Consider the following 23,143-nt stretch of genomic DNA (forward strand, 5'->3'; position numbering starts at 1 on the left):
GTGTACGGGCCCCGTCACTCTCATCGCGCCGGACGGGCACCACCGCTCGCCTCGACGCGACCGTCGTACGGGCCGGTGACGGGTCAGCCAAGAGGAGACAGGTGCCGGTCAGACTCCTTCAACACCTGGCTGGCGGCGGCGTCGAGCGTGGCCGTCACCCACTCCCCCAACTCGGTGCCGGAATGGGCCGCTGCCTTGTGCCACCACTGGAGCCGGTTGTCGGGCACGGCGAGCCGATGTGTCGCCGCCACAGCGCTCGGCTGCTGTGAGGCGTCCTCGCGCTCGGCACGAACAGCGTTGCGCAGCCGCTTGGTGTTCCACTTCATTCGCTCGGCACGATCGAGCCATGCCTCCTGCTCGTCGACAGGGAGCGACGCCAGCTCGGCGTGGTGCTGAAAGCTGAGCGCGGGCCGGCGCCGGTGCAGCTCAAACCGCCTGGCGACCCAAGCGTAGTTGCGCAGCGTCTGGTATTGGAGGCCGGCCGCACGGATGCCGCGCTCATAGCGGTCGGCGTATTGGTCCTTACCGTAAATGAGCCAGTCCCCGAGCCACCAGGACGAAGAATTCAACAGCCCGGAGAGCTGACGCCCGGCGCGTTCCCAGTCCTCGAAAGCGAGTCCTTCGGGTATGTGCAGCCCCACCTTCGTGGTGAGTACCTGATCGCGCCGTGATTCCGCCCCGCCGGATCTCCGAGCCCTCGACGCGGTCTCTCTGGTATCTCCGAATGTGAGCGCCTTGGAGTCTCTATAGTCCTCGACCTGATTCGCCATCACGCCTCCGTGGCAACGCGCGGATAAGCTGGTCGGGTTCGGTGGCTTCCTATCGAGTGCAGAAAGCGTTCACCCCCGTTGTTCACACAAACGTGCCCAGAGCGGTGACCACCACCCGCAGATAGCTACGGGCAACCTGAAAGGACGGGACCTTGCACGGTTCCCGTGAGGATTGAGATGACCAACCGCCGCGCTCCCGAGTAGATCCCGACAACGATGGTAAGGGCAAGAATCTCGACACCATCGAGCACTACTTTGCAGAGTTCGATCGTTTAACGAAACTTTAGCGGCCCAGTACACTGAATGGCTTGATTTCGGTACGCATGTAGAGGTTCAGACACCTAGGGTGGCTGCCGCAGATCTCAGTCCGCCCGGGCGGCACCGCCAGCCCCCCGCCGAGACGCACGCACCCGGTGTCCTCGCAGGCCGTAGCTTGGCCACCAACGCGAGAGGCGCTCCTGGCACGGGCGCCAGGACTTGTCGAGGGTCCAGATCCGCCGCGGAGAGCCACGGGCCGTCGTCAGATCCTCCACCTTCGTACCACGGGTCCCAGAGACATGAAGTCACCATCGCCCTCGGACCGCTTGACCACCTACCCCATCCGGTTTGACCAGCACCTTTCCCATACCTGCGAGCAGCCCCCGGGGGGCGGAGCAGGGAATCCCGGCAACGACCCGGCGCAACGCTCGGGGTGGCCTGCCCGGCATCAGGCACCGCATGCGACACGGTCCGCCAACTCCGGCGACGGACCGTCAAGAAGGCTACAGTTGGGCGAAATCCGGCCATCGTTCCCCGCATTTCCGCCCGGTACCGATGCCCCATTCGCAGCACTAGACGAACTAGCCAACGTCAGAGCGTGGCGCCGACGCTGGAGCACAGACTAGAATCCCGCCAACGCCAGTGACGCTCGGGGGGTTATTGCGCCATGCATACCGTCCGATCGGACACGTCATCGCCTTTCCGAGGCGCAACTTACGTCAACGGTTCTGAATTAACTCTGGACCTGTACTGCAGAACGATCTTCAAGAGTCTGCGACGAATCGATCAACGTAACTGGGCACACGCCTATCTCAAAGGGCTGCTCGTCACCTCTGGCAAGAAGTCCGTGCGCCGACTCGCCGCCACGATCTCCCGCGATCCGTCCACCGTGCAGTCGCTGCGACAGTTTGTCAGTCTCAGCCCATGGAACTTCGACGAGGTTATGAAGGAGCTCACTCACTGGGTGGCGGACCATCGACCCGACCCCGTCTGGTCCATCGGTCGCGCTGTCCTGCCTAAGCGCGGTGACCGTTCGGTGGGTGTCCACCGCTACTTCGACCTGTCCTCGGGCCGTACCCTCAACTGCCAACTGGGACTGGGCTCCTTCCTGTCCATGGGCACCGTTCAGGTTCCCGTCGACTGGTGCCTGTACTTGCCGGCGGCCTGGACGCGGGACCCCGATCGGCGCAGGGAGGCGCGCATACCGGACGGCGAGCAGCACCGGCCGCTGTGGTCGCAAACGCTTCGACTCGTCGATCGGCTGTCGGCCCGCACGAACTGCGCTTCCTCCATCGTCCTCGTCGATATGAGCGATGAACCCGACATGGCACACCTACTGCTCGGACTCGCCAAGCGCCGACGCGACTTCGTCATCGCGGTGCCACCGCACCTGGCGGTACTGCACGCCGGCGAGGGGCCCCCGACACCCGTGAGCGCAAGGCACCTGATCCTGACGCAGAGCCAGGAGACAACGGCAGTGAGTCGCCTGACGGACAGACAGCAACACACCCCACACATCCAGGCGTCCCTCGTTCATCTGCCGGGCAGCTCCCACGGGCGCTCCCCCGGCCCTCTCTACCGGCTCTTCACCGAAGTGGGCCCCAACCGCGCCCCGGGCACACTATGGCTCACCAGCCTCGCTGACCACGCCGTCGCGGAGGTCAGCTCGATCGCGGCGCTACAGAGCGGGACGAAAGCTGTGGTCGGTTCCATGGAGCAGGACTTCGGTCTATTGGACTTCGAGGGACGCTCGTTCCCCGGCTGGTACCACCACATGGCCCTCGTCTCCGCCGCATACTCCTTCCGGCGCATGCAGGGGCTCCCCGCTGCGCCGCCGTCCCGCACCACGGCACAGCCGCTGCTCTAGGAAGCAGCGCGCGACTATCTCGACTGTCGCGTGTTCGTACGCCGCGGGCTGGACGTCAGTCGGCGTGACGCGGGACGGCGTCACGCCCGTCTCGGCCCTGCGCCCGTACGGAGCCCGTGGTGCACGGATCGCCGGTCTCGATAACCCGCGGAGCTGGAATGTCGAGGACAGAGTGCATCAGCCAGGAACAGCCGACGTCACCACGAGGGAGGTCAATCAGCGGTCGGTGCCTGCACGGCGTGGGGTGAGTGCACTTCGACGAAGGGGAGGATCTCCCGGAAGCGCAGTACGGTTCCGTGGCAGTAGTTGGCGTTGTGCTCAAGGCTCCGCTGCGGCATGTAGGGCATCTTCTGCCGAGCATGATGGTTGACACGCACCATGACCCGTCCGGATTCGGCGCCCTGCACGTCGGCGTCGAGCATCTCGCGTTCCGTCAGTAGCTGGGCCAGCTCCGCGGAGACCTCCACGATGAAAGTCTCGGCATCGCCCAGGCCGTGCACGGTGATCTCCGTGAACTCGTAGTCCGGCACACTGACCGCTTCGCGGTAGATGTAGGGCCGTGCGATGAGGTCCATCTCGAACGCCTGCCGGGCCATGGGGTCCGACCACCAGTCCTGGGATGTGACGTAGTCGGCCAGCACCGCGTCGAATTCCTCACGATGGGTGCTGAGGATCATGTGACCGATCTTTCCGCTGAGGAGCACGTCGTAGTTGGTCAGATTGGCCAATGAATCGGTGATGAGCTGGAGCACCTCAGAACCTGTGCGCTGTTGGAAGTAGCGCGCGACGCTGGCGAACAGATCGCCGTAGGAGATGACTCCGGTCGCATCGAGATAGCCGGAGAGCAGGAACAGTCCGCGCATGTTGTAGACGGTGTGCATTGCGTTGTACAGCCAGTAAGCATCGCGGCATTCCTCCTTCGTCACCCAGTTCGTTGCGACTACGACCTCAGCCTCGGACACGTCGCTCGGTACGGACTCCGTCGTCAGGCCGTAGAGTTCCACCTGCTTGTACATGGGCGTGTTGTGCAGGAGAAGCTGCGGATAGACGATGACGGTATCGGCGTAGGACCGGGATAGCTTCGTCAACCCGTCTTTGAACGATTCGAAGGTCTCCCCCGGCAGGGGCCAGATCAGTTCCACATAGGAGCTGATCTGCTTTTCCCTGAGCGTACGTTGCAGCTCAACGAAAGTCTCCTCGCGAATGTTGGCCCGCTCGACAAGCTTGAGCGACTCAGGATTCAGCGTCTGAAGCGAGATGGGCTGAGTCACCATGAGGTCGCCGCGTACGAAAATCTCGGTGATCTGCGCCATGCGCTCCGGCCGGTTCTTGGTGGCCGCCATGTAGACGACCAGCGGATAGCCGACTTCCTTCTTGCGCGCCACGATGTGCTCGGTCATCGCCACGTCACGGGGTGACTGCCCCCAGTTCGCGTCAGCGATGAAGAGCCCGGAGAGCCCGTTCTCGGCGATCCAGTCCAGCTCGGCCCTGATCCGCTCCTCCTCGAACTTGATCACCTTCGAGTTAGTGGCCGCTCCCCAGTAGCAGAAGGTGCAGCGGAAGGGACACCCACGGTTCGTTTCCAGGATTCCCATACTGAACTCATGGCCATCGAAGACGCCTGTGAGGAAAGGCGAAGGGATTTCCATGAGATTGCTGATACGCGGCGCGGGTTCCGTGGTGACGAGCTCACCTCCGGCCCAGAAGCTGAGGCCGGGCACCTGGCGCAGGTCTGACCTGAGGTTGCTGAGCTGCCTGAGCAGCTCCACGGCGGTCCGCTCCCCCTCTCCGTTGCACACATAGACGTTCTCCGGCTCATCCGCCAGATACGTTGCGGCATGATTCATGACCTGCGGCCCGCCGAGCAGGTAATGGGCGTGGGGCTGCCGCTCCCGTAGCTCCTTTAGTAGCCAGCTGACCAGCTTCATGTTCCAGATGTAGCAACTGAAGGTGTAGATACTTGCGTGCTTCCCAGCCAGGTCCTCCAGGATCTTGTGCCGGTCGTCGGTCATCGGGTAGGAGACTATTTCGAATGTATGAGCCGCTCCCACCGCGACGTCCTCCTGCGCGCACGCCTGGATGTAGCCAGACGCAAGCGGCAGGATGTTCTCGTAGGTAGGAATCTCGACAAGCACAACCTTCTTACGCTCTCGGTCGCTGCTCCCATTCCTTATGGGGATGCTTTCAAAGAGCATTCTGGACCTCCCGCCCCGAATCCTGTGCCGCTATCTCGTCGATGTACTTGGGTATGAAGGCTGCAACGGCCGCCGCACAGCCGATTTGGGACAGCAGCACAGGAATCCGGGCGCATTCATGCCCGATCGGGTGCAGGTGCCCCGGTGTCCTTGCTGACCCACCGGTCTATGCGTGCGGCCAAGTCAGCGAGGACCGGAGTGTCGATGAGAACGCGCACCGTGAAATCGATGTCCCAGACGCGGCGGGCCTCCAGCACGACCTTGGTGGCCAGCATCGAGTCCCCGCCGAGGCCGAAGAAGTCCTGGTCTCGTCCGACCTTGTCAAGCTTGAGGACAGCGGCCCAGATCATCGCGAGGCGATGTTCCGTCTGCGTCTCGTAGTCACCTTCCATGTGAAACCCCTGTCTACGCTGGCGTTTTGTTCGCACGATCGACGAGAACCCGCCGAGAACGCATCGGTGCGGCACCACGGACGGCCGGCCCGCAGCGCCTGGCCGACCCGCCTGCACGGGAGAGCACTTCGTTATTCCTCCGCATCAGCGGCCAGGCTGTCCATGGCCTTGCAGGTGCATACCGGCAAGCGTCTGGGCGACCGCCTTGCGGTCCGCCTTGCCGCTCGGTGTACGGGGCAGTTCCGGCAGGACCGTGATGGAGACGGGCACCGATGGCCCGGGCAGCAGCTCGGTCAGGGCGGCCATCGCTCGGTCGACGTCAAAGGCGACTTCCTCTCCGTCGACCGTGACGGCGGCCCGTAGCTGACGGGAGCCCTCGGTGATCTCGATCGGCACGCATACCGCTTCCGTGACGCCTGGCTGCTCCAGCAGACAGGCGTCCACCTCCAGCGGATTCACCCGGACTCCGCGGATCTTCACTTCGTTGTCGGCACGGCTGACGTAGTGGATGACGTCGTCCTCGACGCGCACCAGGTCTCCGGTACGGAAGGCCCGGTTGTGGCCGTGCCGGGTGAGGTTCAGTGGGATGTAGCGCGCCGCGTTGAGGCCAGGCTGGTTGAGATAGCCGGTCGAGAGAGGCAGGCCGGTGACCAGAAGTTCCCCCGTCGCCGGCTCGCCCTGGTCGACCGGATCAACGATCACCTCACAGCCCGGCAGAGGGCGTCCGATCGGCGGCAACGTCGGCCAGTCTTCGGGCTGCCCGGTCAGCGTGTACGCGGTGACCATGGCGGACTCGCTCTGGCCGTAGTGGATGTTCAGTCGGCAGCCCGGCAGGCGCCGGAAGAAATCCCTTACGGCCGGGGTACAGACGAGCTGCTCGCCGCCGAGGTTCACCTCTTGGAGGGCCAGACCGTCGAGTGAATCAGCGGCGGCAGCAACGACGGTGAGCATGTTCAGCGCCACGTACGGCAGGAACAGGCGCTCGATGCGCTGGTCCGCCAGCCAGTCGAGCAGGGCGATCGGGTCACGGCGCAGCGGCTCGGGCATGATCACCAGAGTTCCCCCGCCGCACAGCGTGCCGAGGACTTCCTGGAACCACACATCGAAGTTGAGCGGTGTGAACTGGGCGGTGCGGAGGTCCGGTCGTACCGAATGGCTCCGCTGCCATTCCGCCATGTTGTCGATGGAGCGGTGGGGCAGCACGACCCCCTTGGGAAGGCCCGTGGACCCCGAGGTGTAGATGATGTATACGGGCAGGTCCGGTTGGCACGAGTGCTGCGGCATGGCCGCAGCACTGCGCGTGCTCGCAGCCGGCCGGCCCGGTGCCGGCGGTATGCGCAGGGACTGCACACCGGTCATGAACGCGGGCTCCTGGCCGGCGAACAGCAGCAGCTTGGCAGCGCTGTCGGTCTTCATGTGCTCAAGGCGCTTCACCGGGTAGCCGGCGTCCAGCGGCACATACGTGGCACCGGTGTACACCGTGGCGAGCATCCCCGCCACGATCGCGGCACTTCGCGAACCGGTGATGGCCACCCGATCGCCCCGGCGGATTCCACAGTCCACCAAGACCGCGGCGATGCTCCTGATCCACCTGGCCAGGTCGCGGTAGGTCAGCTCATGGTCCTCATCGCGGACCGCGATGTCCCCCGGCCGTGCCGCCGCAGTCATGGCCAGCGCCGTGAGCAGGCACGGCGGATCTGCCGACCCGCCCCACAAGGAGGGGTGCGGGCGGGGCACGGTCAGCGCTGTCGATTTACTTGCCATCTGCCATCCCTAGGCCAAGGACGCTCAGCAGGTGAGTTCACCAATGAGGCATTACTGGATTCGACTCCGGCAATGGAGAGAAGTAATTCACCGGGTATTCCTGGTCCTCGTCAGCGACGGAGGACAGTTCGACCGTGAGGCATCCTACAGATACCCATAAGTGAAGCCTCGATCGAGCTACACATTGAAAGTCAACTTACCACGAGTGCCCACCGATGGTGACCAAAGCGCGATTCATTTCACCCCTCAGGCCGCAGCGAGCGAGGGCACACATATAACTACTCCCCGCAGCAACGGAACGTTGTTTCAGCGCATGAGAAGCATTACGAGACGGTCTTCGCACGGGACTTGATGTCGTCCAGTACGTGATTCAAATCCGCCAGGAGTGTGGCCTCCTCGGCTCTGAGATAGAAATGCCCACCGGGCAGCACCAGGAGACGGAAGGCGCCGCGTGTCAATTCTGCCCAGCCGTGCATCTGCTCCGGCGTCACTTCAGAATCATTGTCACCGGTGTAGCCGTACACCGGGCAGTCGAGCGGGGGTCGGCTGCCACCGGAATAGTCGTCGACCAGGTGGTAGTCCGCGCGGACCGCGGGGAGCACGATCTCCCTCAGGTCAAGGTCGGCGAAGACTTCGGCACGGCTCGCGTCGAAGCCCACGACATGCGCGATGACCTCCTCGTCCGTGCCGGAGATCAACTGCCGGCCGGCCAACGCATGGGTAGGCCGCCTACCGGAGACGCACAGGGCGGCCGGCGGAGTCCCCCATTCCTGGAGGCGCAGCGCCACCTCGTGCGCCAACGAAGCCCCCATGCTGTGACCGAACAGCACCAGCCGATACCGCGTCAGCTCGCGGAGCGCGTCGGCGATGTCGTCCGCAAGGGCCTCCAGCCGGGACGGAAACGGATCGCCGAACCGGTCCTCCCGACCCGGGTACCGGACGGCGAGCACACCAATGTCCGAAGGCAGGCCCGAAGACCAGGTGCGGTACGCGCTCGCCCCAGCGCCGGCGGCGGGGAAGCAGACGAGCTTCGTTTCGCACCCGTCGTCATCCCGGTATCGGCGTATCCACCGCTCTTCCACCGGACTACTCATCGAAGGTTCCCTTTCCCCACTGGAAGGAATCATCAGTGCCATGGGCGAGACCGGGCGTCACGGACTCTGCGGGCGTTCACCTCACATCGCCTCCGACCTCGGCGAGGACTGTGCCCTCACCGCTCAGCTCCGCGCGCCGGGCGACGATCGAGTCGACGATCTCACCGCTTCGTACCGCGATGTTCGACAGCAGTGAGGAGGTCAGGCCGTGGGTGTGTTCGGTACCGCCCTGAAGATAGATGCCGCAGCGTATTTCGGGGGTGGTGACGATGCGGTAGTCCCGCCCGATCCGGTACCGGCCCGCCTCGTCGCGCAAGCAGTGACGGTCGAGATCGCCCAGCAGGTCCGTGGGTTCCATTGCGTCGTAGCCGGTCGCACAGACGAGGAGGTCGAAGTCGAGTTCGCGTACCTCGCCATCGAAGCCCTTTTGGAGGGAGACACGAGTCTCGGCGCCGGCGCGCTTCACGCCGGTGACCCTCGTCAGGTTGAGGACCTGGAGTCGGCTGACCCCCCGTACCTCGTCGTCGTACGACCTGCGGTACAGATCCCGGATCACCTCGTCGTCGACGACCGAGTAGTTCGTGTTGCGGTGGTACCGCCAGAACGCCTCCCGCGTCTGCTCGGTAGCGAAGTAGTAGTCGTCCACGGCTCTGAGGTCGAAGACCTGATTGGCGAACGGGGTGTCGTCCGCGACGGAGTAGCCGTAGGAGGGGATGACCGCACAGACCTGGGCATGCGGAAGCTCGTCGTACAGGAATCTGGTGATCTCAGCGGCGCTCTGGCCCGCTCCGGCCACCGCCACCCGACGCAGTTCACCGCGGTCCGTCCGGCGGTACCTCTCCAGGAACTCGGAGCTGTGCCACACCCGTTCGTCACGCTCGGTTCCCTCGGGCATCCTCGGAACCAGGCCCGTCGAGATCACCACGTTCCGTGCCTCGACGATGCGGCCGGCTCGGCCGGCGGCATCCGCCACCTCCAGGAGCAGACGGTCCGACTGTTCCGGAACGACGCCCGGCGACCGCCTGATCGATCTCACTTCGGAGCCGTACACGATGCGGTCGGCCACTCGCGCCTGCGCCCACTCGAGGTACTGGTGGAACTCCTGACGCGTGGGGAAGAAGTTCTGGTTGTTCACGAACTGCGGGAGCCGCCCCGACGCGTGCAGGTACGCGATGAAGCTGAAACTCGACGTCGGATTGCGGAAGGTGGCCAGGTCCTTCAGAAAGGATACCTGCATGGTCGCCGACGGCAGCAGCATGTTGCGGTGCCAGCCGAACGAGGATTGACGCTCGAAGAAAAGGCTGCTGATCTCATTCTCCAGACCATGCGCCCCATATTCTTCCAGGGCGATGGCGAGCGACAGGTTGGATGGTCCGAACCCGATTCCGATGACGTCGTAGAGCTCCGGTTCACGATTACTCATAGAGAATTCTCCCGCTGGCAGGACCGCACAGTCCGTACTCGCATCCGACCGGTAATCTCCCACTCCAAGAATTACCCGCGTCTGGGCGGGCCGGCATTTTCATCGGTCGCGCCGCCAACTTAGACCCGATTCGATGAACCATTCAAGTGCGCCGGACTGAGTCGGCACATTCCGATGTATCGGTGTTTCCGTGGAGGCCGTGCATTCCTGTCCTGCCGACGGGACAGCCCTTAGGGCCTGCGCCCCTCTGTCGCCGAAGCTCAGAGGGCTTCACCGTCCCTCGTCCGCCTTCGTAGAGTCGGCCTGCTCGACTGGGCGAGATCCTCCCATCTGTCCGTGAGACCGGTGATGGTCCGTGTCGCGAACAACGTGCGGATGGACACCTCGATTTTCAGCTCCGCCCGGATCATCCCGACCAGCCTGATCGCCCGCATCGAGTTGCCGCCGAGGTCGAAGAAGTCATCGTCGGTGCCCACCCGGTCCAGTTCGAGCACATCGGCGAACGCCTCGGCCAGAACCCGCTCGGTGCGGTTGCGCGGCGCCCGGTACTGCCCGCCATCGACCGTGGGCTCCGGCAGGGACGCCCGGTCCACCCTCCCACCGGCCGTCACCGGCAGACGGTCCAGCACCACGAACACCGACGGCACCATGGACTCCGGCAATCGCTCTGCGCCGAATCGACGCAGTTCCTCAACCGGAGGGACGGTCCCGCGGTCGCGTCCGCCGCCGGGGACCACATAGGCCACCAGCCGTTGCTGCCCGCAGTCGTCCTTCTGGGCGACCACCACCGCCTGCGCCAGCCCGGGATGCTCGGACAGCACCTCTTCGATCTCCGCCGGCTCGACCTGAACACCGCGTATCTCCGTCTGGGCGTCGGCCCGGCCCACGTAATCGAGGCGGCCGTCGGCGTTCCACCGCACCCGGTCCCCGGTCCGGTACATCAGCCCGCCGACCGGACCGAACGGGCAGGGTACGAACCGCTCCGCGGTCAGTCCGGGGCGCCCGGGATAGCCACGTGCCAGGCCGGGCCCGGCCACGTACAGCTCTCCGACCACACCCACGGGGACCGGCGCCAACCCCGGTCCGAGGGCAAGGAGGGCGGTGTCGTCCATCGGTCGACCGACCGCGCCCGCGGGGTACACCGCTGCGCCCGCGGCCAGGCGGTGGAACGCGGCGAACACGGTCGTCTCCGTTGGACCGTGACCGCCCACGATCATCAGCTCGGGGCACCCCTCCCGCATCCGTCGCACGGCCGCCGCGGACACACGGTCGCCACCGCCGGTCCACAGTTCACGCAACCCAGCTACGGACGTGGGACGTTCTGCCGCGATGGTCGAGAAGAGGCCCGGGGGCAGCCACATCATGGAGATCTCGTTGGCCGCTCGCACCTCGGTCAGCGCATCGATGTCCAGCTCTCCTGGAGGAGCCAGGACCACCCGGCCGCCGTTCAGCAGAGGCACCCACAGTTCGAGGACGAGCGCATCGGACGTGGTCGGCGAATGCCACAGCACTGTGCTGTGGTCACCCTCGCGCCAATGACGGTCCATGACGAACTGCCGCATGTTCCGGTGCGTCACAGCGACTCCCGTGGTCACGCCGGTCGGTCCGGAGCCGTACATCACGGCCAGCAGGTTGTCCTGGTGCAACGGGACCGGAACCTCCCGCGCACGATCGCTGTCATCTTCGCCGGCCTCCGACCAGGCGTCGTCGAACAGGACTGTGGGAACATCCAGAGCGACGGAGAGCGCTCCGGCTGTCGCCGCGTCGGTGAGCAGGACGCGCGCCGCAGCATCGCCGACCAGCGACCTCACCCGCTCCGCCGGGAACGTCAGGTCCACCGGCAGGTAGGCCCCGCCCGCCTTCACCACCCCCAGCAGGGCAACGACCAGGTCCACCGATCGGGGCATCGCCACCGCCACGACCGTCTCGGGTCCGACGTGCCGACGTCGCAGCGCCTCGGCCAGACGGCTCGACCGCTCGTCCAGCTGACGGTACGACACCGCCGAGTCCCCGATCACCACCGCGACGGCATCGGGCGCCCGCTGCACCTGGCGAGCGAACAGGTGCGGAACCGTCAACCCCGACATCGAAGCGTCCGTGGTGTTCGGCGCCGTCAACACCCGGTCCCGCTCGGTACCGCTGACCACGTCCAGCGCGCCGACCGGCCGCGAGCCGTCGGCCAACACGGCACGGGTGTAGGCGATCAGCTCCTCGCCGATAAAGCGCAACTCCGCGCGGGAGGAGAGGTCGGCGGGGGCGTCGAGCCGGATGAGCAGGTCACTGTCGGCGCTCCCGTCGGTGTAGACGCTGATCGACAGTTCGTCGAAGGCTCCGGTCGTCGCGCCGAGGTGGCGCGCCGCATGGCCGGCGAAGTGGAGTTGCTCCGCGAACTCGACGACATTGAGAACGACACCGAAACTACTGCGACCGCTCAGGACGGTATCGCCGGCGCGTTGGATGTCCGAGTAGTGGCAGGCGGTGTGACCAAAGATCTCATACGTCTCGTCGACGATCGCGTCGGCAATCTCGGTGAAGGTCGCGTGGAGCGGAACAGCTACCCGCACCGGCACCACGTTCACCGCCAGACCCGGCGTCCTGCTCGCCACTCCGCCCCGATTGGCCACGGCCAGCGAGAGGAGGAACTCCGGGCGATCGCAGCGGTGCCGGAAGAACACCGCCGCCGCGGCGGCCAAGAGCGACGACATCCATACGCCCATGGATTTCGCGGCCTCGGTCCACGCGTCCGCCTCGGCACGCGGAACAGTCAGTGTTCGGCTCACCACACCGATGGAGTCGGCCAGCTCCGACCAGCGGTCGGCGCCGCTCATCGGTTCGGAGAGCGCGGCACGCATCGCTTCCGACAGGGCGACACGCGGCACCTGGGCCGGCGCCGGTGCGTCCGTCAGATAGGTGCGCCAGAACTCCGTGTCATCGGCGAACGTCTCGGAGGCGCGGTAATCCGCCGCCTCGGCTGCGAACGACTCGGCATCCCACGGGTGCGGCAAGTCCGCCGGCTGGGAGCCCGTCGCCAACGCCGTGTAGACCTCGGCGAGGCGCCGGGACAGCAGGCCGCCCGCGCCGTACCCGTCCGACACGAGGTGGTGGTAGGCGACCACCACGAGCGAGCGGGCCGTCGCGAGCTTGACCACGCCCAGTCGGAGCAGCAGATCACGCTCCAGATCGAACGGCTGCCCCACCGTGTCCGCCAGCGCCTCGCGGGCCGCCTGCTCGGGATCGGCCGCGTCACTGAAATCCATGAAGAACGGCTGCCAGTCCACCCATTCCCTGGGCACCAGACGCAGTTCGCCATCGTCGTCGATGAAGTTGACGCGCAGCACTTCCGCCTCGCCCAGTACGTGACGGAATGCGGATTCCATGACCGCCACGTCCAACTCACCGTCCACATCCCACATGAACAGCGCATGGTTCAGTGTTTCGGGAGACATTCTTTGCGCCAGCCACAACCCTTTTTGCGCGGACGACGCACCGAGCGAACGCACACGGATCATCTCCTCAGCGAAAAAGCCCGGGAACCGAAGGAATTCGTAGATCAATTCCACCTTCACAGGTGTGGATCGGCCGGTCAAGACACGAGGGTGCCGGGGCCGGCAAAGCCACGGAAGAACTCGTGGTGTCCCGTCGACGGGACGGTCCTACGGGGCAGAATGGCGCCCGGAACACGGCGGGCTCACCGTGGAACGCGGGGAGCCATCGAGGACATGATGTGCCCGGCGACCAGTCTCGGTGACGGGCACCGCACCACCAGATTCGCCCTCAGCTTGATTCCTGTCGACGCGGCCAGTCGCTTGCTCAGTTCCACCGACAGCAGCGAGTCGAATCCGATGTTCCTGAACTCCTGGTCGGGGTCGATGGTCTCACTGGAGGAGTGTCCGAGCACGACGGCGACCTTCTCCAGGATGTGCTCCAGCACGAGTTGCTCCGCGTCGCCGGCATGAAGAGTCGCGATCCGGTCCGACAGTGGAACGAATTGATCATCGTCTGTGGGGAGCTCCGTCGACGGCACCTCCGCTTCCACCGCCGCTGTGGGTGTGGAGTTCAACCAGTACCGTCGCCGCTGGAAGGCGTACGTCGGCAGATCCACCCGCCGGCGCGCCCCGAACACGGCGCCCCAGTCCACGGCGCCGCCCCGGACGTGCAGTTGCGCCAGCGAGCCGAGCACTGCGTCCACCTCGTGACGGTCCCGTCGCGACGACGACAGGACCACCGCGTCGTCCACTTCGTCGACCATCTCCTGTACCGGGACTGTCAGAACAGGGTGCGGGCTCATCTCGATGAACACCCGGAAACCGTCGCCGGCCAATCGCCGGACGGAGGTTTCGAAGAGCACCCTCTCACGCAGATTGTTGTACCAGTAGTCGCTGTTCAGCTCCGCCGTATCCATTGTTTCGCCGTGCAGCGTCGAGTAGAAGGGCAGCGTCGACGTCTTCGGACGCACATCGGACAGCGGCCCGATCACTTGGTCGCGAACTCGGGTCACCTGGTGCGAATGAGAAGCGTAGTCAACCGATATTCTCCGAGCCTGAGCGCCTTCGGTCTTCATTTTCTCAACGAATTCGTCCAGTGCGTCCGGTTCCCCGGACACCACCACTGAGCGGGGTCCGTTGACAACGGCGACACTCAACCGGTCGTGCCACGGAGCCAGACGTGCCGCCACGAAATCCGCGGACTCCGCGACCGACGCCATCCCGCCGTGCCCGATCAGATCCACCAGAGCCTTGCTGCGGAGCGCCACGACTTTGGCGGCGTCGCGCAGCGACAGCGCACCGCATGCGTGGGCTGCGGCGATCTCGCCCTGGCTGTGCCCCACCACGGCGGCCGGTGCCACGCCCCAGGACCGCCATAGCGCGGCCATGGAGACCATCACCGAGAACAGCGCCGGCTGAACGACATCCACCTGGTCCAGGGAGGGTGCGCCCTCCACACCGCGCATCACATCGAGCAGCGACCAGTCGACCCACTCGGCCAACGCAGCCGCGCACTGGTCGAGACTGTGGGCGAAGACGGGGAAGGCATCGGATAGCTGCCGTCCCATACCGACCCATTGCGATCCCTGGCCGGGGAACATGAAGACCGTGCCACCGAGGCGCCCAGCGACACCGTGCACGACCCCCGCGGACTCGCTGCCGTCGCTCAACGACGCCAGTCCGCGTCGCAATTCGTCCCGGCCGCGGCCGAGCACCACCGCACGGTGGTCGAAGTGCGACCGGCTGGACACCAACGACCAACCGACGTCGGCGACATCCGCACGCGGTTCGGCGTCGGCGAAATCGCGCAGCTTGCCCGCCTGTCGCTCCAACGCCGCCGCGTTCTTGGCGGACACCACCCACGGCACCAGCCCACCGGCGACGGCCGGGCCCGGACCGCGCTCGTCCGTCCGATCCGGCGGCGGTGCCTCTTCCAGGATCACATGCGCGTTGGTGCCGCTGACTCCGAACGACGACACCCCGGCCCGCCGCGGACCGTCCGCCCTGGTCCACTCGCGCCCCTCCACCAGCAGTTCGACCGCGCCGCACGACCAGTCCACGTGCCGTGAGGGAGCCTGCACGTGCAGGGTCTTCGGCAGGAACCCGTGGCGCATGGCCATCACCGCCTTGATGACCCCGGCGACCCCGGCTGCGGCCTGCGCGTGGCCGATGTTCGACTTCATGGAGCCCAGCCAGAGCGGCCTGCCACCGGCCCTGCCCTGTCCGTAGGTCGCCAGCAGAGCGCCTGCCTCGATGGGGTCCCCCAGCACGGTTCCGGTGCCGTGGGCCTCGACCATGTCCACCTCCCGGGCCTCGATCCCCGCGTTCGCCAGTGCCTGCCGGATCACCTTCTCCTGGGCGAGGCCGTTGGGAGCGGTCAGACCGTTACTGGCGCCGTCCTGGTTCACCGCGGAGCCGCGCACGACCGCCAGCACGGGATGGCCGTCGCGGCGGGCGTCGGACAACCGCTCCAGCAGCAGCCAGCCCACCCCTTCGGCCCAGCCGGTCCCGTCGGCGGAGTCCGCGAAGGACTTGCACCGGCCGTCGGCCGACAGGCCGCTCTGTCGTGAGAACTCCACGAAGATCGCGGGCGTCGACATCACCGACACTCCGCCCACCAGCGCCAGCGAGCACTCCCGCGAACGGAGTGACTGCGCGGCCAGGTGCAGGGCCACCAGTGACGACGAACACGCCGTGTCCACTGAGACCGCCGGCCCGGTCAGCCCCAACTCGTACGCCACCCGGCCGGAGGCGACGCTCAGCGCGCTGCCGTGCATCAGGTATCCCTCCAGCTCGTTCCCGCTCCCCTCCAGGAAACGCGACCCGTACTCGGAGGAGCTCACCCCGGCGAAGACTCCGATGTCGGCCCCACGCACCCCGGCTGGGACGATGCCGGCCCGTTCGAAGACCTCCCACGAGGTCTCCAACAGCAGGCGCTGCTGCGGATCGATCGCCAACGCCTCACGCGGACTGATGCGGAAGAAGTCCGCGTCGAAGTCGGCCACGTCCGTCAGGAACCCCCCATGACGCACGTACGAGCTGCCGAGAGCATCAGGATCCGGGTCGTACACGTCCCGCCACCCGCGGTCCGCCGGGAACTCGTCCACGGCGTCCACGCCGCCGCGGAGGAGGTCCCACAGGTCCTCGGGCGAGGACACGCCTCCCGGGTAGCGACACGCCATGGCCACCAGGGCGAGCGGCTCGCCGCGGCCGGCTTTCAGGGCATCGTTCTCCTGACGGAGGCGGTCGCGCTCTTCGATCAGCGTGCGCAGCGCCCGCTCGACCCGGTTCGCACCATCAACCGTGGGGTCCGTGGAGTTGCTCATCTCAGGTGCCCTTCTCGTCCAGAGCCAGGTCGACCAGTGCTTCCAGATTCATGGCCGCCAGGTCGTCCGCATCAGTGACCGCGTCCAGGTCCGGCGCGTCGGTGGTCGGCCCGGGCGAGTCGGCGCAGGCCAGGACGAGGTCCAGGACGCCGGCGCTCCGCAGCCTGTCGATCGGGACGTTCCGTAGCACTTCTCGGATCTCCCCGTCCTCGGCCGGGCCTGCGCTCGGTGCCGGACGCAGTTGGCCGAGTAGGTGTTCGCCCAGCTCGCGCGGTGTCGGGTAGCTGAAGACGAGGGTGGACGGCAGGCGCAGCCCGGTCGACGACGCCAGACGGTTGCACAGTTCGACCGAGGTCAGCGAGTCGAACCCGAGCTGGGTGAACGTCTGGTCCGCTTCGACGGCTGTACCGGAGGCGTGTCCGAGCACGGTGGCGACCTGCGCGCGGACCCAGTCCCGTACGGCCGTCCCCGCCTCGTCGGCCGACAGGCCGGCCAGAGCGGGAGGGCCGTTGCCCCTGGTCGTGCGCGTCCGGTTCCGACGTGGGCGGCTGCCGTGGACGAGGTCCCGTAGGAGGGTCGGCAGCTCGTCGCCGCTCTGGTTCCGCAGCGCGCCGACGTCCATCCGAGCCGGGATGAGGACCGGCTTGTCGATCGCGCGTGCTGAGTCGAACAGGGCCAGCGCCTGGGAGGTGGGCAGCTCGACGACGCCCAGTCTCCGGACCCGCGCGAGGTCGACCTCGTCCAGGTCCGCGGTCATACCGCTGCGCTCCTCCCACCAGCCCCAGCACAGCGATGTGCCGACCAGGCCGGAGGCCCTGCGCTGTGCCGCCAGACCATCCAGAAACCCGTTCGCCGCGGCGTAGTTGGCCTGCCCCCCGGTACCGAGCGTGCCCGCGAGGGCGGAGAACAGGATGAACGCCGTCAGGTTGTCCTCCCTGGTCAGCTCATGCAGGTTGACCGCCCCGCCGACTTTGGCACGCAGCACCCGGTCGAGGCCCTCCGCAGTCAGTGACTCGACGGTGCCGTCCGCCAACGCACCCGCAGCGTGCACCACCGCCGTCAGCGGGTACCCGGGGGGCATGTCCGCGAGCACGCCCGCCACGGCGGTCCGGTCCGCGATATCGCATTCCACAACCCGGACCACCGCGCCCGTCGCCGCCAGCTCAGCGACCAGCTCGGGAGCCCCGTCGGCCGCCATGCCTCGACGGCTCGCCAGCACCAGACTCCGTACCCCGTGTTCGGTGACGAGGTGCCGCGCCACCAGCGAACCCACTCCGCCGGTCCCGCCGGTGACCAGCACGGTCCCGCCACCGAAGCCGTCGCCCATCTCAAAGATCATTTTCCCGATGTGACGGCCCTGGCTCATCCGGCGGAACGCCTTGCGCGCGTCGCGGATGTTCCAGACGGCGATCGGGTTCAGGCGCACCCGTCCGGCCGCGAACAGCTCCATGACGGCCTGGAACATCTCGTGGATCACGTCCGGGCCCGCCTCGTAGAGGTCGAAGGCCCGGTAATCGACTCCGCGGTGATCGGCTGCCACCTGCTGGGGATCGCGGATGTCCGTCTTCCCCATCTCGATGAAGCTCCCGCCCTCGGGGAGCAGCCTCAGCGAGGCGTCGACGAACGTGTGCGCGAGGGAGTTGAGGACGACGTCCACACCGCGACCGCCTGAGGTTTCCAGGAACTTCTCCGCGAACTCCAGATCCCGCGACGACGCCAGGTGCGCGTCGTCCAGTCCCAGAGCGCGCAGGGTGCCCCACTTGGCCGGGCTCGCGGTGCCGTACACCTCGGCACCGGCGTGTTGCGCCAGTTGGACTGCGGCCATCCCGACACCGCTCGCCGCGGCGTGGATGACGATCCGTTGGCCCTTCGCAACCTTCTTCAGGTGGAAGAACGCGTAGTAGGCGGTGAGGTAAGCGCCCGGCACGGACGCGGCCTCGGCGTAGCTCCAACCGTCGGGGATGGGCATGAGCAGCCGGTGATCCGCCACGGTCACCCGGCCGAAGGCGCCGGTGAAGATGCCCGCCACCCGGTCGCCCGGCGAGAGACGTGTCACGTCATCCGCTACCTCCAGCACTGTTCCGGCGCCCTCGCTGCCGAGCCCGGCATCGATGGCGGTTCTCTCCACCAACCCCAGGGCGATCGTGACGTCCCGGAAGTTGAGCCCCGCGGCGTGTACGGAGATGCGGACCTGGCCGCTCGTGAGGGGCTCTTCGACCTCGGGGCAGGGGACCCAGATCAGGTTCTCCAGCGTTCCCTTGCGCGGGATGCCCAGCCGGTGGGCGCCGATGGGCGGCGGCTCGATCTGATGGTGCGCGGGTGGGGTCGGCGTCATATGGGGGGCGAGGTGCGCGCCGCCCCGCAGTGCCAGTTGGTCCTCACCGATGGCGAGCGTTTCCGGGAAGCGTGCCCAGGATGTTCCCTCGTCGTCGATGTCCACCAGTCGGAACCTGCCGGGGTGCTCTGTCTGAGCGGATCGGATCAGGCCCCACACGGACGCGCCGGGAAGGCTTTCGACGCTCTCCCCGCCACCGGTGTCGAGGGCCAGGCGGGTGAGAACCACCAGCGTGGTTCCAACGAGCCGCTCCTCGGCGAGAAACCGCTGGACCCAGTCGAGGACGCGGGTGTCCGCGCCGCCGACCACGGCGAGCACATCGGATTCAGCGGCGGCGACGTCATCGAGGCAGAGGACGATGTGCCGCGGTGCCTCCCCCGAGACCACATCGTCCAGGGACTCGTACCACACGACGCTCTCGGCGTTTGCCTCGGAGAGCCGAGAGGCCAGGCCGTTCTTCGCACCGAGGATGCCCCACTGCCCGCGGTGGGTTTCCCGTCCACTCTGCTGGACCGGTCGCCATTGCAGTTCAAACAGCGATTGCTCGTGCCCGCCGGGTATCGAGCGCAGTTGCTCGGCGCTCGCCGGCCGGAACGTCAGTGCGCCGATGTGGGCGATCGTGCGTCCGTGCTCGTCGGCGACCGTCACGGACACCGTGCCGGTGCCGACCGGGGAGACCCGGATCTTCACGGTCGAGCCACACTCCCCCACCAGGTCCACCCCTGACCACGAGAAGGGCATCCAGCCCTGTCCGCCATCGGTCTCGATGACACCGCCGACCACCACCGCGTGGAGCACGGAGTCGATGAGTGCCGGATGCAGGGCGAACCCGCCGCCGTCCGAGCCGTCGGCGGCCATCGGTAGCGTCGCCGTCGCGAAGAGGTCGTCATCGCGCTGCCACACTTCTCGCAACCCGCGGAAAGTCGGACCGTAGGCGAAGCCCGCGTCCGCGAGGGACTCGTACAGACCGTCGATGTCGAGCTGTGTCGCCCCGGCCGGTGGCCACACGGCGAGTGATCGCGTGTCATCGGTCCCCACGGGCGTCCGCGGTGCGCTCGGTGTCAGGCTCCCCGTCGCATGTCGGGTCCAGCCGCCGACCGTTGGGGCATCCACCGCGGGACATGCGTATATGTCCAGGGAGCGGCGCTCCGTCTCGTCCGCCGCACCGACGACGATCCGCACCCGCACGCCGCCCGAGCCGGGAAGAATCAGGGGAGTTTCCAGGGAGAGTTCCTCAATCGCGGCACACCCGACGAGGTCGCCCACCGACAGCACCAGATCCAGGTAGGCCGTCGCCGGTACGACGACCGCACCGAACACGGCGTGATCGGCCAGCCAGTCGTGGGTCCGCAGGGACCACAGAGCGGTGAACACCACCTCGTCGGTGCCGGGGTGGTCCACCATGGCGCCCAGCAACGGGTGCTCCGGAGCCGAAAGACCGGCGGCGGCGACGTCCGCCGTCCCCGTCCCGCCAAGGAAGTCCAGCCAGTACCGCTGCCGCTGGAACGCGTACGTCGGCAGGTCCACCCGCCGGCGCGACCCGATCAGGGCACCCCAGTCCACCGCTTCGCCCCGGACGTGCAACTGAGCGAGCGCGCCGACGAGCGTCTCCACCGCCCCGCGGTGGTGCCGCGACGCCGACAGGACCACCACGTCGTCCACGCCCACACGGGCGAATGCCTCGGTGGTGATGCTCGCGAGGGCCGAGCCCGGTCCCACTTCGAGGAAGACGTTCGCCCCGGCCGCACGGGCGCATTCCACCGCGGCGTAGAAGCGAACGGGTTTGCGGGCGTGGTCCACCCAGTGCCCGACGGACGTCAACTCCTGCGGCGTGACCTCGCGGCCCGCCGTGGTCGAGAAGACCGGGATCGACATCTCGCCCGCGGGAAGCTGCTCGATCGACCCCGCGAACTCCTGCACGACCTGGTCCATGAGCGGAGAGTGGAACGCATGATCGACGTCGAGCAGTTTTGCCGCGTCGCCGCCGGCGATGAGTTGTTCCCGGACTTCGATGACCTGGTCGCGTCTGCCCGAGACCACCACCGATTCCGGTCCGTTGACCGCGGCGATACAGATGCGGCTGTACGGGCGGAGCAGAGCGTTCACGTCGTCTTCCGAGGCACGCAGCGCGAGCATGGCGCCGCGCTCGGTGACCGTCTGCATGACCCGCCCCCGGGCGGCCACGAGCCTGGTCGCGCCGTCCAGGTCGATGGCTCCGGACACGTGGGCGGCGGCGATCTCGCCGACCGAGTGACCGATCAGATGGTTCGGCCGCCCGCAGTAACGCACCAGGAGCCGGTACAGGCTGACCTGCAGGGCGAACAGCGCCGGCTGTGCGATGTCCGTTCGGCCGGCTTGGCCTTCCATGAGCTCTGCGGCGAGGAGTAGGGGCTTCAGACCGTAGGGCAGATGTGTGTCGAAGCGTTCGCAGATCTCGTCGAGGCTCCGTGCGAACACGGGGAAGGCGTCGTACAACTGGCCTGCCACGCCGACCCACTGCGATCCCTGCCCCGGGAACATGAAGACCGTTCCACCGATGTCCCCGACGACACCACGCGCCACCCCGGCTGACTCCGCGCCGTCGGCCAACGACGCCAGACCGTTCAGCAATTCGTCCCGACCGCGGCCCAGCACCACCGCGCGATGCTCGAACCCCGTCCGGCTCGACACCAACGACCAACCGACATCGGCGACGTCCAGCCCCGGATCGGCAACGGCTGCCGCACGTAGTCTCTCCGCCTGCGCCCGCAGCGCCTCCTCCGACCGCGCCGACACGACCCACGGAACCCATCCGCCCGCACCGCCGTGCACGTGCTCGACGGCATCGGGCACCGGCTCGTCCGCAGGTGCCTCTTCCAGGATCAGGTGCGCGTTGGTACCGCTGGCCCCGAAGGCGGACACGCCCGCCCGCCGGGGGCGTCCCGGAGTGCTCGGCCACTTCATGGCCCCCACCAGCAGCTCCACCGCCCCGGCCGACCAGTTCACATGCCTCGCCGGGCGATCCACATGCAGCGTCCTGGGCATCATCCGGTGGCGCATCGCCATGATCATCTTGATCATCCCGCCGACGCCGGCTGCCGCCTGCGCGTGGCCGATGTTCGACTTCAACGCCCCAAGCCACAGCGGCCGATCGGGATCCCGGTCCTGCCCGTAGGTGGCCAGCACCGCCTGTGCCTCGATCGGATCGCCCAGTGTCGTACCGGTCCCGTGGGCCTCCACCACATCCACATCGCTCGCCCGCACCCGGGCATTCGTCAACGCCGCTCGGATGACCCGCTGCTGTGCCGGCCCGTTCGGCGCCGTCAACCCGTTGGACGCGCCGTCCTGGTTGATCGCCGAGCCCCGGACCAACGCCCAGATCCGACGCCCGTGGCGCCTCGCGTCCGACAACCGTTCAAGGACCAGGACCCCGACGCCCTCGGAGAAGCCCGCGCCGTCGGCCGCATCGGCAAACGCCTTGCACCGGCCGTCCACCGCCAGGCCCCGCAGCCGCGACATCTCCCGGAACACCTGGGTTGTCGCCATGACGGTGACGCCCCCGGCCAGCGCGAGCCCGCACTCGCCCTGCCGCAGCGACTGCACCGCCTGGTGCACCGCCACCAGCGACGACGAGCACGCGGTGTCGGTCGACACCGCCGGGCCCTCCAGACCCAGCGTGTACGCCACGCGCCCGGACGCCACGCTGAGCAGAGAGCCAGTCTGACCGTAGCCCGAGATGATCTCGGGGGTGAAGACGTGGTTCCCGTACCCGAAGTACGCCAGACCGGCGAAGACGCCCGTGTTGCTGCCGCGCAGAGTCCATGGGTCGATATCAGCTCGTTCCAGGGCCTCCCACGACGACTCAAGGAGCAACCGCTGCTGCGGGTCGGCTGCCAGCGCCTCGCGCGGGTTGATCCCGAAGAACTCGGCGTCGAAATCACCCGCGTCGTACAGGAACCCGCCTGAGCGCGTGTAGCAGGTGTTCGGCCGGTCCGGATCAGGGTCATACAGACCGTCCAGGTCCCAGTTACGGTCCTCCGGGAAGCCTGACACCACGTCCCGGCCCGTCCGCACCAGGTCCCACAACGCCTCGGGGGACGCCACCCCACCAGGGAATCGACAGGCGACACCCACGACCGCGATGGGCTCGGCAGCGGCCTCCGTCAGCTGCTCCAGGCGCTGACGTGTTGCGATCAGCTCGATCGAGGTCCGTTTGAGATAGTCGAGAACATCGGCGTTGTTGTCGTTGGTCATC

Annotated in this window: 10 protein-coding genes; 1 reads left to right on the forward strand and 9 read right to left on the reverse strand. The window is 67.1% G+C overall.

Annotated elements, in window-relative coordinates; all coding sequences use genetic code 11:
- Positions 1-83 precede the first annotated feature (83 nt).
- The gene (locus tag ACH4S7_RS31970) at positions 84-770 is read right to left on the reverse strand and encodes an LmbU family transcriptional regulator (protein ID WP_398524855.1); all 687 of its coding nucleotides are present in this window, start codon (positions 768-770) and stop codon (positions 84-86) included.
- A gap of 1,030 nt (positions 771-1,800) precedes the next feature.
- Between ACH4S7_RS31970 and ACH4S7_RS31975 the strand changes: the two genes are divergently transcribed.
- Complete coding sequence (locus ACH4S7_RS31975) at positions 1,801-2,895, forward strand: transposase (RefSeq protein WP_398524894.1); 1,095 nt, start codon at positions 1,801-1,803, stop codon at positions 2,893-2,895.
- Between the two features lie 212 nt (positions 2,896-3,107).
- On the opposite strand, the gene ACH4S7_RS31980 is transcribed toward ACH4S7_RS31975, so the two are convergent.
- The 8 genes from ACH4S7_RS31980 to ACH4S7_RS32015 all read right to left on the reverse strand — a co-directional run bounded on the left by ACH4S7_RS31980 (position 3,108) and on the right by ACH4S7_RS32015 (position 23,142).
- Positions 3,108-5,030 carry a B12-binding domain-containing radical SAM protein gene (locus ACH4S7_RS31980; protein WP_398524856.1) on the reverse strand — a complete coding sequence of 641 codons (1,923 nt, stop codon included), beginning with the start codon at positions 5,028-5,030 and terminating at the stop codon, positions 3,108-3,110.
- Between the two features lie 176 nt (positions 5,031-5,206).
- Positions 5,207-5,482, reverse strand: a complete 276-nt coding sequence (locus ACH4S7_RS31985) for a phosphopantetheine-binding protein (protein WP_398524857.1) — start codon at positions 5,480-5,482, stop codon at positions 5,207-5,209.
- Between the two features lie 144 nt (positions 5,483-5,626).
- On the reverse strand, positions 5,627-7,246 hold the full coding sequence (locus ACH4S7_RS31990; protein WP_398524858.1) for an AMP-binding protein: 1,620 nt from the start codon (positions 7,244-7,246) through the stop codon (positions 5,627-5,629).
- Between the two features lie 323 nt (positions 7,247-7,569).
- A complete protein-coding gene (locus ACH4S7_RS31995; protein WP_398524859.1) occupies positions 7,570-8,340 on the reverse strand; it encodes a thioesterase II family protein in 771 nt (256 codons plus the stop codon).
- Between the two features lie 76 nt (positions 8,341-8,416).
- Positions 8,417-9,763 (reverse strand): lysine N(6)-hydroxylase/L-ornithine N(5)-oxygenase family protein, encoded by a 1,347-nt coding sequence (locus ACH4S7_RS32000; RefSeq protein ID WP_398524860.1) that lies wholly within the window; start codon positions 9,761-9,763, stop codon positions 8,417-8,419.
- 260 nt (positions 9,764-10,023) lie between these two features.
- Entirely contained in the window at positions 10,024-13,272 is a 3,249-nt protein-coding gene (locus ACH4S7_RS32005; RefSeq protein WP_398524861.1) for an amino acid adenylation domain-containing protein, read from the reverse strand.
- A 179-nt stretch (positions 13,273-13,451) separates the two neighbouring features.
- The gene (locus ACH4S7_RS32010) at positions 13,452-16,574 is read right to left on the reverse strand and encodes a type I polyketide synthase (RefSeq protein WP_398524862.1); all 3,123 of its coding nucleotides are present in this window, start codon (positions 16,572-16,574) and stop codon (positions 13,452-13,454) included.
- 1 nt (position 16,575) lies between these two features.
- Entirely contained in the window at positions 16,576-23,142 is a 6,567-nt protein-coding gene (locus tag ACH4S7_RS32015) for a type I polyketide synthase (RefSeq protein WP_398524863.1), read from the reverse strand.
- Between the last annotated feature and the right edge of the window lies 1 nt (position 23,143).

Source organism: Streptomyces sp. NPDC020965, from assembly GCF_044333555.1.
Taxonomy (GTDB): domain Bacteria; phylum Actinomycetota; class Actinomycetes; order Streptomycetales; family Streptomycetaceae; genus Streptomyces.